Genomic DNA, 13,416 nt, shown 5'->3' on the forward strand with positions numbered 1-13,416 from the left:
TTATGAATCAAATTGTGTAATATCTTCAAATTTAGCTTCAATCAAGTTTCCTAAATCTTCGGCATTTAGAATAATTTGCAAACCTCTTTTTCCTGCACTGATACAAATCTGATCTTGCAAAATTGCCAGTTCTTCTATGTAAGTAGGAAATTGCTTTTTCATTCCGATAGGTGAGCAACCACCACGAATATAACCTGTAACATTGAGCAAATCTTTCAACGGAAGCATTTCGCAGTTTTTATTTCCAGAAACTTTCGCAAACTTTTTCATATCAAGATGTGTGTTCGCAGGAATTACGGCAACTAAAAATGGTTCTATATTTCCTTTTAAAACCAAAGTTTTATAAATTCCTTCTGGATTTACACCCAATGATTTTGCAACATGCAAAGCATCAATATGTTCTTCATCAACTTCATATTCACGCAATTCGTATGAAATATTGTGCGTGTCTAAAATTCGGACTGCATTTGTTTTAGCAGTTTTATTACTCATTCTATAATAATTTACACAAAGTTAAAACGAAAAACTTTTTTAGACTATTTTTATAGAAAAATACCAATGACTTTAGATGAAATTATACGTATTAATAAATGGATTAATTTTTTAATTGCAGGGTTCGTATTTGTATTAGTACAATTCTATTTTAACTCTGATAATTATAAAGATGATTTGTTAATGAAGTATAGTTTTCAAGTTAGTCGTTATGAATTGTTACAAAAAACTAATGAGTCAGAAAATTTAGATCATTTAAAAAATGTTATTAAACAAACTAATATTGAAATAGGAAAAATAAAAACAGAGAATGAAAAAAGATTTTTTGATAAAAAGTTTATGATATCAATGATGCTTTTTTGTTTAGGGATTGTTTACTATTCTAAAAATAAATATTTTAAGAATAAAATTTTAAAATTAAATGAAAATATCTAAAATGAAATTTTTATACGTATTAACTTTTATGACAATATCTTTTTCTTCATTTGCTCAAAAATCAAATCCAAATTATGATGAAGCATTAGCAAAAGAGTTGAAAGGTGATGATTATGGAATGAAATCCTTTTTTTTTGTTATTCTAAAAACTGGTTCTAATACATCAACTGATATAAAAATGATTAATGAAAAATTTAGAGGACATTTAGATAATATTAATCGTTTGGTAAAAGAGGAAAAATTAGTGGTTGCTGGTCCGATGGGCAAAAATGAGAAGAATTATTGCGGGATTTTTATTTTTTAGAATATTGAATCGAAAGAAGAATTGGAAAAAATTCTACAAACTGATCTTGCTATAGAAGTCAAATTGTTGGATATCGAGATTTATAATTGGTATGGATCGGTTGCACTTCCTATTTATTTAGAGGCTTCGGATAAAATTTGGAAAGAAAATCCTTAAACTAAAAAATAATACTAACTTTGCACAACAAATGAAGTTTTTACAACACATATTACGTTTACCATTTTTTAGCACTTATTATAGTACAATATTTGCTCGGGTAGGCTATGTGTATACTTCGTATTAATTTTGTACGTAAAAATTTAATCATAAATCTACAAGCCCGAGCAGTTTTGCTCGGGCTTTTTTTATTAAAAAAATCATGGAAAATCTAAAAAAATTAAAAGAAAACGTTGCTATTTTTTTACCAGAAAATGGATTGGAAGAAAAATTAATATTAGCTGAAAAAGAAAATCGATCATTACGAATCAAGTTAGGTTTTGATCCTACAGCGCCCGATTTGCATCTTGGTCATGCTGTTGTGTTGAAGAAATTGAAAGAATTTCAAGATTTAGGACATCAAATTGTTATTTTGGTTGGAAGTTTTACAGCTCAAATTGGTGATCCGACAGGGAAAAATAAAAGTCGTCAACCGCTGAATGCAGAACAAGTTCAGAACAATGCAGAAACATACATCAACCAATTGTCAAAGATTATTGATGTAGAAAAGGCTGAAATTGTATTTAATTCGGATTGGTTAGATCAATTACCTTTTTCGGATGTTATTCAGTTGTTATCAAAAGTTACTGTTGCGCAATTGATGCATCGCAATGATTTTAATAAACGTTTCACAGAAAATACGCCAATTGCAATGCACGAATTAGTTTACCCGATTTTGCAAGCGTTTGATTCTGTTCAGATAAATGCTGACATCGAAATGGGAGGAACCGATCAATTATTTAATTGTACAATGGGACGACAATTGCAAGAAACCAATGGAGAAGCTGCTCAGATTGTGATGTGTATGCCACTTTTGAGAGGAACAGATGGAAAAGAAAAGATGAGTAAATCGCTGAATAATATTATTGGTTTGACGGACGAACCAAATGAAATGTTTGGGAAAACGATGTCTATTCCAGATGATTTATTAGAAGAATACATTGCTTTAGCAACTGATTTTTCTATTGGGGAAAAATTAAACTTAAATCAACGATTAAAAACAGATAATCCAATGTTAATTAAGAAATTAGTTGCAAAAAATATTATTACACAATATCATTCTGAAAAAGAAGCTGAGCAAGCAGAAGAATTTTTTAATAATCAATTTCAGAAAAGAAATGATGATAATCGAGTTTTTGAAATAATTGAAATTGATTCATTCAATTTTGAAAATGATAAAATTACATTGTTAGATGTTTGTCATCAATTAAAGAAAGATTTGTCGAGAAATGCGATTAGACGTTTGATAGAAAGCGGCGCTGTACAAATTAATGGAGAAAAAAAAATGGATGCTTTTGATGATTTTGAATTAAAAACCGAAACTAAAATTAAAATAGGAAAACGAGATTTCTTCGAGTTGAAGTAAATAATAAAATGAAAAAAAGCCTCTAAAACAGAGGCTTTTGATTTATAATTCTTTTTTCATTTCGTATTGTTTGTCGTACAATTCTAATCCCATTGATTGAATAAAATCATTTGTAGAGATTTCTCTTTCGTCAACATTAATCATCTTAATTTCTTTGTTCTTCAAATCGCTAAAAAGAATTGAAGCTAAATAACGATTTCGATAATCGTGATGAACACCAAATTGATAAATACGTGTATTATTTTTGTTGATAATTTTATAAGCAACTAAAATTCCATCTTCATAAATTCCATTTATTTGACAATCTTCGATGATATTTTTTACACTTTGAATATCATTTTTCCAAGTAGGTTTTATGTCCCAAAAATTTTCACTTGTAATCAAATCCAAATCACTAAATTCTACAATTTCATGTAATGGATTTACGACCAAAATAGGAATTCCTTTATAACTATTTAAAGTTCTTGTTTTTTCAAAACCACAAGCTTCATAAGCGTTAATTGCAAAATCATTTTTAGTATTTACCTCTAAAAATATATTTTTCACTTGTTGTTCTTTCAATTTTGGAAAACTAAAATCTAACATTTGTTGCGTGATTTTTTTTCCACGATGTTCAGGACAAACGCCTGTTCCACCAATATAAGCTGTTTTTACATCGTTATAATTTCTAATTCCATAAAGTAAAAAACCAACTAATTTTCCATCAATACTAGCACCTACAGAATAATCAAGATTGATATCTTCCATTTTTAATTTTCCCTGAAATTGTTCAGTCGAAAGGTTGATAGAAACGTAATAATTTTGATAAGAAAGATTATATAAGGCTGATAATTCTTCCAAATCAACATGAGTTAATGAGTGTATTTCAATGTTTGTTTGCATAGCTGTAATTTGCAAAGCAAAAATAGCCCCAACATTTAAGTTTTTTCTAAAAAAAATCTTAAAAAATTAGTAAAGATTGAATTTTATTTGAACTATGTAATCCGAATTTGATAAAAATATAATTTATTTAATAATATTGACTGAATAATTATACATAAATTTTAAAAATAGTGTAGAGGATAATAAATAGAATTAAGAAAACTTCTTTTTTTTATGATTTAACATAAGCTTATTATTGATTATGCTGAAGAAAATTCTGTAATCGATAAATTTGCATACATTTTTAAAACTAAAACTACGAGAGAAGTCTAACTTTCTCCTCATTTGTTGAAACAATTATTCTTCTCTCGATTTTTTTTGAAAAATAAGCCTCGAAGAATTCTAGTAAAGTGTATTTCGTACACTAATTAAAATGTCAAATTCTCAAAATTTCTTTCCAAAACTTATTTCAAAATATCTATTTCTCAAAAATTATTTAAAATTTTGATGAATTTAATAAAGCTTTAAAAATTTATCAAAAAATGATTAACGAACATTTGTTAGTTTTTTTCTTTTGATTATTTTAGTCGTTCAAATTATCACAAAAAAATGAGTAAAAATTTAACAAAATTGGCTTGTCTAGCTATATTTTGCAGCTATAGCTATGTCTCTGCTCAACAGAAAACGACAGATAGTGTGGTTGTAGAAAAATTAGAATTAATACAACCAAAAGAAAACAAGGACAAAGTTGATGTGCAGTTTTATGGATTTATCAGGAATGATATTTTTATGGATACGCGTCAAATGATTGGAGCAGGAGAGGCTTTAGTGCCGCTTTATCCAAAAGATCGTTTATCGGATGTAAACGGTGCTGATATCAATGCAGCTTCTAAATTTCACATGTTGTCGATTGTTTCGAGAGCTGGCGTTAATTTGAAAGGTCCAGAATTACTTGGGGCTAAAACTTCTGGTATTTTAGAAGGAGAATTTTTTGGAGCAACAGAAGGAGGAATCAACGAGTTTCGTTTGCGTCACGCATATGTGATGTTGGATTGGGAGAAAACGCAATTAGGGATTGGACAATATTGGCATCCTTTCGTTGTGTTAGAAGCTTTACCAAACGTTGCAAATTATGGAACTGGTGCGCCTGTTTATGCTTTGAATCGTAATCCTCAAGTTCGTTTAACGCATAAATTCACGGACAAATTTAAAGTTATTGCTGCTTTACATTCTCAACGAGATTTTACTCCAAATACAGAGCCTTTCCGAAATAGTGGAATGCCAGCGGCTCATCTTCAATTTCAATATAAATCACAAGTTTTTACTGCGGGAATTGGTGCTCAATATGAGAATCTTAAACCAAAATTATCTTCAGGAAATCCTCCCGTTAAGTCTAGTGAACGAGTTGAAAATGTTTCGTTTATGGCTTATTCAAAGTTAAATACAAAACCTTTACAAGTAACTGTTGCTGGATATTTGATGCAAGATGCGTCGTCTTTTGTACAACTAGGTGGAATTGTAGGTTATCAAACAAGTCCGACAGCTGTTGAAACATACAAACCGATGAATACACATAGTATGTGGATTGATTTGCAACAAAACTCAACAGGTAAATTTTCGTTCGGATTATTTGCAGGTTATGTTAGAAATAACGGTGTCAAAGATCCAGTAGAAGGAGCAATTGCATCAACATCTTATGGTGTAACGACAAATTGGGGCGCAATTTCTGCAACTCCAGGTACACGTACTGTAAATTATTTGTACAAAGTAGTTCCTCGTTTAGATCTTACCTTAAGCAAAGCCTTAAAATTTAGATTCGAATATGATCGTAGTACAGCGCAATGGGCAGATGCGACGATAAAAGGTACGGGAACCGAAAACAAATATTTAGCAAATAACAATAGATTTCAACTTACAACATTATTTAACTTCTAATATCACAAAAAAAACATGAGTACAAATACTTTAGATACTTCGCAAACAGTAGCGAAGAAGGATAATATTTTCCAAATTATTTTAGCATCATCTGTCGGAACCTTAATCGAATGGTACGATATGTTCTTGGCAATCATCTTGGCTAGTGTATTATCGACACAATTATTTCCTAACGATGGTTCGTCACATTTCTTAGAAACACTTGCCGTAGTGGTTTCATCATTTATGTTCCGTCCGATTGGATCATTAATTTTTGGAAGTATTGGGGATCGTATTGGTAGAAAATATTCATTCTTAGTTTCTTTAATTATGATGGGAGCAGCAACATTCTTGATTGGTTGTATTCCAACTTTTGATAGTGTAGGTTGGTTTGCTCCTGTTTTATTATTGTTTTGCCGCATTATGCAAGGACTTGCAATTAGTGGAGAATATGCAGGTGCGGTAATTTATGTCGCAGAACATGCGCCAGCAGAGAAGCGAGGATTTTATACAGGATTTATTCAAGCAACTGTTCCAATTGGATTATTATTATGTTTATCAGTTGTTTTCTTAACACAATCATTTTTATCAGAAGAGGCTTTTGCAAGTTTCGGATGGAGAATTCCATTTTTATTTAGTGGAATATTAGTGATTTTGAGTTACTTTATTCGTCAACGTTTACACGAAAGTCCAATTTTCGAACAATTAAAAAAAGAAGGAAAAACATCTAAAACACCAATTAAAGATGCTTTTACAACGCCAGGAAATGTAAAATTGATGTTGAAAGCAATTTTTGGAGGAAATGCTGCGCAAAGTACAATTATGCAAACAACGTTATTCGTAACTCTTTTCTTTTTACAAAGAGCGGTTAATTTACCTTACGAAACAGTTTTAATTGTTGTTTTATGTTCTACATTATTTAGTTCATTTTTCTATCAATGGTTTGGAGCATTAAGTGATAAAATCGGGCGTAAACCTGTTATGTTAGGAGGAATGATTTGTAGTTTTATCTTAATTCCATTATCATTTTTCTTGTACATGAAATTAGGAAATCCAGAAGGATTGAAAGAAGTTCATGATATTTCGAATTTAGCAGTTTTCGGAATTGTAGTTGTAAGTTTAATTACTTCAATTGCAGGAGCAGCAACTTATGGACCACTTGGCGCATTTATGTTAGAAATTTTCCCAACTAAAATTCGTTACACAAGTATGGGATTTGCGCAAAATATGGGGAATGGATTTATTGGTGGAGCAACGACTTTTGTCACAGAATTAATTAAAAGTACGATTATCGTTTCGGCTGCTATGTCGCCTTATATCGGATTAGCTTATCCATTGATATTAATCTTTATTGCGATTTTAGTGAATTACTTTACAATTCCAGAAACGTACAAAACAGATTTAACAGAAGATAATTAAATCAATATTAGATAAAATGTAAAAATCCTTCAAGTATTCTTGAAGGATTTTTTTTGAGGAATTAATTAAATTTCAAGGCATAAAAAAATCCACTCAAACGAGTGGATTTTTTATTGTATCAGAAATATTATTTTTTCTTTTTTGTATCAACTGCTCCTGATAATTCAGATCCAGCTTTAAATTTAGCTACTGTTTTAGCAGCAATTTTAATTTCTTTTTTAGTTTGTGGGTTGATACCTGTTCTTGCAGCTCTCTCAGATGTTGAGAAAGTACCGAATCCTACTAAAGCAACTTTGTCTCCTTTTGCTAAAGCTTTAGTTACATTTTCTGTAAATGAGTTTAAGGCTTTTTTAGCAGCTTCTTTAGAAATTCCAGCGTCAGCTGCAATTGCATCGATAAGTTCTGATTTGTTCATAGTTGTAACTTTTTAAATTAATTTATACACAAATATACTCTTTCCCTTTATTTGTGCAAGTTTCAACGCAATAAATTTCAATAAAAATGCAAAATTTTATGAAATCGGTGTCAAAAATCAGTAAATAAGTACTTATTTTACGAATAAGGTATCCTCGTTTTGATGTCCATTGATAAAATCTTTGGCTGTCATACGGCGCTTTCCTTCGGGTTGAAGTTCTAAAATTTCGTAAACTCCTTGAGGTAGATTGATATAAAGGTTATTTTTTTGTAAAATTAATTGATAATCTTCTCCATCTACAACAATATCCGTTTTTAGACCAGCATATATTTTTAACGATTTGTAATTTTCGCCATTTCCAAAAGTTGTCCACGCACATGGATAAGGAGAAAGTCCTCTAATTTTGTTGTGAATAGCATTGATAGAATCGTTCCAATCTATTTTACAATCTTCTTTAAAGATTTTTGGAGCATGTTTCAATTCTGTTGTTTCGTCTTGTGGATGCGGTTTTAATGAATCATTTTCTAAACCATCCAACGTTTTCACAACTAATTTTGCACCGATATGCATCAATTCATCATGAATTTTTCCAACATTATCATTTTCTCCAATTTCTACTTTATCAGAAATTAAGATATTTCCAGTATCAATTTTTTCATCAATCAAAAAAGTTGTTACTCCAGTTTCCTGATCGCCATTCATCACAGCCCAATTGATAGGTGCGGCACCACGATATTGCGGAAGAAGTGAACCATGAAGGTTAAAAGTTCCTTTCGAAGGAATTGACCAAACAACTTGTGGCAACATACGAAAAGCTACAACAACAAAAACATCAGCATTCCAGCTTTTTAATGTTTCGATAAAAGCTTCGTCGCGTAATTTTTCTGGTTGTGCCAAAGGCAAATTATGTTCAACTGCATATTTTTTGACATCAGAAATATTCATTTTTTGTCCTCTACCAGACGGTTTATCTGGAACAGTAACAACTCCAACTATTTCGTGATGACTATTTGTATTGATTTCATTCAAAGATGTCGCCGCAAATTCGGGCGTACCCATAAAGACTACTCGCATTTTTATTCTATTAGTTTATAAGAATCGAATCCAATTGGTTGAACTCGTATTTCGTCTATCAAATATTGCAATTCTTCGACGATTTTATCTTTTGGCGAATTTATGAATTTTGAAAGGATTTCGGCTTGCGTTTTTGTACCTTCTTTCAAATATTCAATCAAATCAGATGAATTAAAGCTTTCATTTTGTTTTTTGGATTGACAAACATCACATTTACCACAATTTTGATCAGATTTTTGATTAAAATAACCAAATAACAAACGTTCTCTACAAATAGTATTTTGTTCGGCATAATAAGCCATTGCTTGCAAACGTTTCCAATTATTCACTTGAATTGATTCGAAATCTTTCCATAATTTATTTTTAAACGCATTCGAATCGCGTGGAACAAGAAATCTAAATCGCGCTAAAAATCGATCTGAATAATCAATCGAACCATTTTTTGCATATTCGTGTAAGCTATTTCTAATGTCGCCAATACTCATGTGTAACTCAAACGCCATTTTACTTTCCGAAATTTCTCTATTATAAGTATAAATTCCAGGATAATGTCGTTGTAAATAATCAAAAATTCGGTTTTCATTCAAGTTAATCGAATGTGGTGACGCTAAAATTTGAATACTACTATTTTGAGAATAATTTTTTTGCTGAATGATTTCTTTCGTATTGAGAAATTCTAAAAATTGAAGAACCATTTTAAGATTTAAACCAAATTTTTCTGCAAATTTTGGAAGATCCAACTGATAATTCATTTCCGTTAATTCGCCTTCCGCCAATTGTAATTGACTAAACAAACAATTCCCAATTTTGATAAAATCTTGTTGCGAAGGTAAATTCGCTTTGAAAATATTTTCTGCCTGAATTCGATCATCAGGATTGTATAAATAAATTCCATGCGATTCCTGTTCATCACGCCCAGCGCGTCCAACTTCTTGGTAATACGCTTCAATTCCTTGCGGTAAATCGATATGAAAAACGGTACGAACATTTGGTTTGTCAATTCCCATTCCAAACGCATTTGTCGAAACCATAATTCTAGAATTACTCAACATCCAATCTCGCTGTTTTTGTTCTTTTTCGTCTTTCGTTAATTTGGCGTGAAAAAAATCGGCATCAAAACCATTTTGACTTAAAAAACTTGCAATTTCGTAGGTTAATTTTCGATTTCGAACAAAAATAATACTCGAACCAGGATGTTTTTTTAAATAATAAATCAAATCATTTTTCTTGTCAGCAGAAAGAAAAACATTGTACGAAAGATTTTCCCTTTTTAAAGAAGATTTAAATATTTCTGGTTGATCTAACTCTAATTTTTCTACAATTTCTTGCTGAATTTTTTCTGTTGCCGTTGCTGTCAATGCTAGGATTGGAACTTTAGGAAGAATAGTTTTTAACCTCGAAATTCGATGATATGCAGGTCGAAAATCGTGTCCCCATTCAGAAACACAATGTGCTTCGTCAACTGCAAGCAAACTAATATTGATTTGTTTCAATCGCTCGACAAAAATTCTACTTTGCAAACGCTCTGGTGAAACATATAATAATTTGATTTTATTGTTTTGACAATCGTCCAAAATTTTTCCAATCGTATTTTGGTCAATTTCATTGGTGATATATGCCGTCGAAATTCCTTTGGATTGTAAATTTTGAACTTGATCTTTCATTAACGCAATAAGCGGCGAAATGACCAATGTTAATCCTTCAAAAATAATTGCTGGAACTTGATAACAGATAGATTTTCCGCCACCAGTCGGCAAAATAGCCAACGTATCTTTACCTTCCAAAACACTTGAGATGATTTCCTCTTGCGGCGTTTTGAAAGAAGGATAATTCCAATACTTAAAAAGAATTTCTTTTGGTGTCAAATTACAAAGCTTTGTTGTAAATTTAGGCAAAATCTGTGATTTTATGTTTAAACTTAAAACTTCATAAGTTAATTATTTTTTAATTGTAAATAATTTTATGCTTTTATAGCAAAGAAATTGAGTGATTTTTGGTTTTAATATTTAATGAGTTTATATCTTTTTTATATTATCCAATAGATATCCCATTATAATAAACATAAATAATTGAAATCAATAGGACTATAGATTCAATGATCCAAATAAATTTTATCGGAATTTTTATACTTATTATAATAAGTTGTTCAATTAATAAAATAAAAAAGAAAATAATTAATACAAAAAAAGCGATTGTTCCACCCAAAGCATTTCCTCCATTATTATCAATAAAAAGATAGTTTATAGACATAAATAAAAGGAAGAGTTCTAAAATACTCAACACAATTAATATTGGTGTAAGTTTAAATTTCATTTTAAAATAGTTTCCAGAAATTACAAAGCTTTGTTGTAAATTTAGGTAAAATCTAATGATTTATGAAGACGATTTTTAGTTTAGTTATTTATATACTTCCAATTCTTCTTTTTTCTCAAAAAAAGGATTCAATTTATGCTTTTATAGGAAAAGTAATAGAATCAAATAAAGTAGATTACAAAGAACATTATGACTTGAAAGATAAAATAACCAATTATTCTTTACAAATAGGAGATACTAAAAATGATTATCAATTAATTGATAAAGCTCCAATTTTAATGGATGAAATGTATGTAACGAAAGTAAAAGTGATAAAATGGTTGAATAATGATATTAAAAAAGATATAATAGAATTTGTTTCATTTGATCATTATGGTAAACCAGATTTTTTATCTGTAGAATATCCAATTTTATATTTAGGATTCAATAAGAAAAAGAAAGAATTCTATCAATACAAATATCAATTTGATATTGCTTATAAAATAAAAGAAAAATGGTTAGGAATTTATCAATTTAGAGATCTTTATATCACTAAATATCTAGCAAATGTAAAAACAGTTTCAGTTAATATTCCTTATAATTTACCTGAAAAATTCAATATTGATAATGAAGAGCAACGTGAAAAATATTTTCCAAGAGATTTTTATGATATTAAATCAAATAGAGAAGCTTTTATTCGAAAACTATATAAAGTTGAAGATTTAGCAAATGTTAGAATGAATAGTTTGACATTGAGATAATATTGAAAATAAAAATCAAAAACCTATGAAGTCAAGAAATCTAATTTTATTAATCTTGTTGATGGTTTCATCATCGATTTTTGGGCAAGAAAAAATCAATAATATTGAACTTTCTATTGGAAATTCAAAAGATTTTTTTGAGAATGTTTACGTAAAAGACCTTGAATCTCACCAAAGAAAAACGCTTAAAGATGGATTTTATATTCTTGAAAATTCTTCTCAGAAAGGAAAATTTGAAATAAAAAATGAATTAATCAATGGAGATATTGTTTTGTATGAAGGAGAAAGTTATAGAAAAGAGTACAAGATTCAGAATTCTAAAATTATAACATTAAAAATATATCATAATGATTTATTAGAAACTGATGCATTTAGAGAAAATAATAAATTAAATTTCAAGAGTTATAATGATCAAAATAGACTTACCAAAGAAGGTTTTGTGTCTTTGAATCGTCAAGCGCATTATAAAAAAGGAATTACAAAATCGTATTATAAAAGTGGAGGTTTAGCTTCTGTGGAGAATTCAATTTTAGGAATAAATACGAGATACTATGAAAATGGAAATAAAATGGAAGTTCATGGTAAAAGTTATGAAAAATATAATGAAGATGGGACTTTAGGAACAAAACAATATACGAAAGAAGGTGTTTTTTATGTTGAGAATTATTATAAAGGAAAACTAATGTCTAAACAATATGAAACGAAGGATAAGGAAGAGGTAAAGCTTGTTTATGAGCATGATAAATTTATAAGAAAAGAAATTATTAAGAATATTGATGGCGAAAAATATCTTTATAAATATTCGCCGAATGGAGAATTTATTGAAAAAGAGAAATATTATGCACCAGGAAAAGTAACTTCACCTTAATCGATTATACCTTTTTTGTATTTTACAAAAAGTGAAATTTCGTTTACTAATAAAACAATATTAAATCCTAAAAATAAAAGAATCTCCGAACTCATATTGAAGTAAGCCAATTGATCTTCCAAAATCATAAAAGGGACTGCAATTGCGGCTGATAAAAAAATACTGAAAAAAGCAGATTGAATAAGTGTTGCAATGCGAATCATATTTCGTTTTGCAACTTGTGATGGATTAATTATCAGGATAATGGAATTGAAAATGATAAATGCAATTATTCCTGTATTTATCGATAAAAATGATGATGAATCAAATGAATGAAAGATTGATTTTAAGCTGAAATAAATTCCTTTATCGTAACAAAATTTACAGAAAATAATGAATGAAATTAGCGTAATACTTATCGTAATTGCCTTATTAATTCTGCTTTCTTTTGGTGTTGCAACTAATCTTTTTCCGGTGAAAATGGAAGGAATATAGTTTTTGTTTCCGTCTAAATAATTGTACAACAAAACAATAATGGAAAATCCAGTAAAAATAAAAAGTGATAACAATTGTAAAACTAAATCTTGTTCAATCAATTTATAATTTAAATCAGATTTATAAACTTCATTTGGAACAAAAATATAAATTCCAATCATCACAACGACATAGAGTTGATAAACAATTCCCCAAACAGGATTTAGGTAAAAAGGCTGATTATAATCTTGAAAAATTTCGCTATAACTTTTTTTATCTCTGAAACTATTTGATTCTTCATTAAAATTGGTAGAATAATGAAAAATTATACCAGTAACTGCAATAAAAAATATTGAAGCTATTGCTCCAAAAAATACAAAAGCTGTGATTTGATCGTCGCAAAAATAATCTGTAATAGTTATTAATAGAGGAATTATAAGGAACAAAATCCATTTCGGGCGAAGGTTTATTTGCCAAATTTCTTTGAAAATAAGTGTTTGAAATCCAGCAATCGCTAATCCAAAAATTAAGAAAATAAAGGTCATAGAGTAGGTTTGGTTAAAAATA

The 13,416-nt window shown here is 29.3% G+C and carries 15 protein-coding genes; 8 read left to right on the forward strand and 7 right to left on the reverse strand.

Translation table 11 applies throughout. The features are described 5' to 3' along the window. Positions 1 to 492 (reverse strand): Cys-tRNA(Pro) deacylase, encoded by a 492-nt coding sequence (gene ybaK, locus N5D90_RS01080; protein WP_280061270.1) that lies wholly within the window; start codon positions 490 to 492, stop codon positions 1 to 3. 66 nt (positions 493 to 558) lie between these two features. Here ybaK and N5D90_RS01085 point away from each other — a divergent pair, with 66 nt between their 5' ends. The 4 genes from N5D90_RS01085 (at position 559) to tyrS (ending at position 2,792) form a co-directional block, all read left to right on the forward strand. Continuing rightward, positions 559 to 927, forward strand: a complete 369-nt coding sequence (locus N5D90_RS01085) for a hypothetical protein (RefSeq protein ID WP_280061271.1) — start codon at positions 559 to 561, stop codon at positions 925 to 927. Position 928: 1 nt separating this feature from the next. Then, positions 929 to 1,231 (forward strand): hypothetical protein, encoded by a 303-nt coding sequence (locus N5D90_RS01090; RefSeq protein ID WP_280061272.1) that lies wholly within the window; start codon positions 929 to 931, stop codon positions 1,229 to 1,231. A gap of 21 nt (positions 1,232 to 1,252) precedes the next feature. Continuing rightward, positions 1,253 to 1,387, forward strand: coding sequence for a hypothetical protein (locus N5D90_RS01095; protein WP_260392460.1), 135 nt, complete (start codon positions 1,253 to 1,255; stop codon positions 1,385 to 1,387). 202 nt (positions 1,388 to 1,589) lie between these two features. Next, the gene (gene tyrS / locus N5D90_RS01100; RefSeq protein ID WP_280061273.1) at positions 1,590 to 2,792 is read left to right on the forward strand and encodes a tyrosine--tRNA ligase; all 1,203 of its coding nucleotides are present in this window, start codon (positions 1,590 to 1,592) and stop codon (positions 2,790 to 2,792) included. Positions 2,793 to 2,834: 42 nt separating this feature from the next. On the opposite strand, the gene N5D90_RS01105 is transcribed toward tyrS, so the two are convergent. Beyond that, positions 2,835 to 3,674 carry a GNAT family N-acetyltransferase gene (locus N5D90_RS01105; protein WP_115000789.1) on the reverse strand — a complete coding sequence of 280 codons (840 nt, stop codon included), beginning with the start codon at positions 3,672 to 3,674 and terminating at the stop codon, positions 2,835 to 2,837. A 588-nt stretch (positions 3,675 to 4,262) separates the two neighbouring features. On the opposite strand from N5D90_RS01105, the gene N5D90_RS01110 reads away from it, so the two are divergent. Further along, positions 4,263 to 5,588 carry a DcaP family trimeric outer membrane transporter gene (locus N5D90_RS01110; protein WP_115000787.1) on the forward strand — a complete coding sequence of 442 codons (1,326 nt, stop codon included), beginning with the start codon at positions 4,263 to 4,265 and terminating at the stop codon, positions 5,586 to 5,588. Between the two features lie 15 nt (positions 5,589 to 5,603). After that, positions 5,604 to 6,986: an MFS transporter gene (locus tag N5D90_RS01115; protein ID WP_280061274.1), complete on the forward strand. Its 1,383-nt coding sequence runs from the start codon at positions 5,604 to 5,606 to the stop codon at positions 6,984 to 6,986. Positions 6,987 to 7,113: 127 nt separating this feature from the next. Here N5D90_RS01115 and N5D90_RS01120 read toward each other — a convergent pair whose 3' ends face one another. The 4 genes from N5D90_RS01120 to N5D90_RS01135 form a co-directional block, all read right to left on the reverse strand. Then, positions 7,114 to 7,401 (reverse strand): HU family DNA-binding protein, encoded by a 288-nt coding sequence (locus N5D90_RS01120; RefSeq protein WP_019975917.1) that lies wholly within the window; start codon positions 7,399 to 7,401, stop codon positions 7,114 to 7,116. Between the two features lie 132 nt (positions 7,402 to 7,533). After that, positions 7,534 to 8,475 carry a methionyl-tRNA formyltransferase gene (gene fmt, locus N5D90_RS01125; RefSeq protein WP_280061275.1) on the reverse strand — a complete coding sequence of 314 codons (942 nt, stop codon included), beginning with the start codon at positions 8,473 to 8,475 and terminating at the stop codon, positions 7,534 to 7,536. A gap of 2 nt (positions 8,476 to 8,477) precedes the next feature. Continuing rightward, the gene (locus tag N5D90_RS01130) at positions 8,478 to 10,340 is read right to left on the reverse strand and encodes a RecQ family ATP-dependent DNA helicase (RefSeq protein WP_280061276.1); all 1,863 of its coding nucleotides are present in this window, start codon (positions 10,338 to 10,340) and stop codon (positions 8,478 to 8,480) included. 166 nt (positions 10,341 to 10,506) lie between these two features. After that, positions 10,507 to 10,788, reverse strand: a complete 282-nt coding sequence (locus tag N5D90_RS01135) for a hypothetical protein (RefSeq protein WP_280061277.1) — start codon at positions 10,786 to 10,788, stop codon at positions 10,507 to 10,509. Positions 10,789 to 10,850: 62 nt separating this feature from the next. Here N5D90_RS01135 and N5D90_RS01140 point away from each other — a divergent pair, with 62 nt between their 5' ends. Together N5D90_RS01140 and N5D90_RS01145 are read left to right on the forward strand one after the other, a co-directional pair. After that, positions 10,851 to 11,528 carry a hypothetical protein gene (locus N5D90_RS01140; protein ID WP_280061278.1) on the forward strand — a complete coding sequence of 226 codons (678 nt, stop codon included), beginning with the start codon at positions 10,851 to 10,853 and terminating at the stop codon, positions 11,526 to 11,528. A gap of 25 nt (positions 11,529 to 11,553) precedes the next feature. Next, positions 11,554 to 12,396: a hypothetical protein gene (locus N5D90_RS01145; RefSeq protein WP_280061279.1), complete on the forward strand. Its 843-nt coding sequence runs from the start codon at positions 11,554 to 11,556 to the stop codon at positions 12,394 to 12,396. On the opposite strand, the gene N5D90_RS01150 is transcribed toward N5D90_RS01145, so the two are convergent. Further along, entirely contained in the window at positions 12,393 to 13,394 is a 1,002-nt protein-coding gene (locus N5D90_RS01150; RefSeq protein ID WP_280061280.1) for a hypothetical protein, read from the reverse strand. The two genes, N5D90_RS01145 and N5D90_RS01150, sit on opposite strands and share 4 nt — an antisense overlap. Positions 13,395 to 13,416: the final 22 nt, after the last annotated feature.

Origin of the sequence: Empedobacter sp. GD03797 (assembly GCF_029842105.1) — a bacterium.
GTDB lineage: Bacteria > Bacteroidota > Bacteroidia > Flavobacteriales > Weeksellaceae > Empedobacter > Empedobacter falsenii_C.

What these genes read in the sequence shown, in the direction of transcription:
- N5D90_RS01090 (WP_280061272.1), top strand. Translation starts at nt 929, where the DNA reads ATGAAATTTTTATACGTATTAACTTTTATGACAATATCTTTTTCTTCA.
- N5D90_RS01145 (WP_280061279.1), top strand. Translation starts at nt 11,554, where the DNA reads ATGAAGTCAAGAAATCTAATTTTATTAATCTTGTTGATGGTTTCATCA.
- N5D90_RS01110 (WP_115000787.1), top strand. Translation starts at nt 4,263, where the DNA reads ATGAGTAAAAATTTAACAAAATTGGCTTGTCTAGCTATATTTTGCAGC.
- N5D90_RS01140 (WP_280061278.1), top strand. Translation starts at nt 10,851, where the DNA reads ATGAAGACGATTTTTAGTTTAGTTATTTATATACTTCCAATTCTTCTT.
- N5D90_RS01120 (WP_019975917.1), bottom strand. Translation starts at nt 7,401, where the DNA reads ATGAACAAATCAGAACTTATCGATGCAATTGCAGCTGACGCTGGAATT.
- N5D90_RS01085 (WP_280061271.1), top strand. Translation starts at nt 559, where the DNA reads ATGACTTTAGATGAAATTATACGTATTAATAAATGGATTAATTTTTTA.
- fmt (WP_280061275.1), bottom strand. Translation starts at nt 8,475, where the DNA reads ATGCGAGTAGTCTTTATGGGTACGCCCGAATTTGCGGCGACATCTTTG.
- tyrS (WP_280061273.1), top strand. Translation starts at nt 1,590, where the DNA reads ATGGAAAATCTAAAAAAATTAAAAGAAAACGTTGCTATTTTTTTACCA.
- ybaK (WP_280061270.1), bottom strand. Translation starts at nt 492, where the DNA reads ATGAGTAATAAAACTGCTAAAACAAATGCAGTCCGAATTTTAGACACG.
- N5D90_RS01105 (WP_115000789.1), bottom strand. Translation starts at nt 3,674, where the DNA reads ATGCAAACAAACATTGAAATACACTCATTAACTCATGTTGATTTGGAA.
- N5D90_RS01115 (WP_280061274.1), top strand. Translation starts at nt 5,604, where the DNA reads ATGAGTACAAATACTTTAGATACTTCGCAAACAGTAGCGAAGAAGGAT.
- N5D90_RS01150 (WP_280061280.1), bottom strand. Translation starts at nt 13,394, where the DNA reads ATGACCTTTATTTTCTTAATTTTTGGATTAGCGATTGCTGGATTTCAA.
- N5D90_RS01135 (WP_280061277.1), bottom strand. Translation starts at nt 10,788, where the DNA reads ATGAAATTTAAACTTACACCAATATTAATTGTGTTGAGTATTTTAGAA.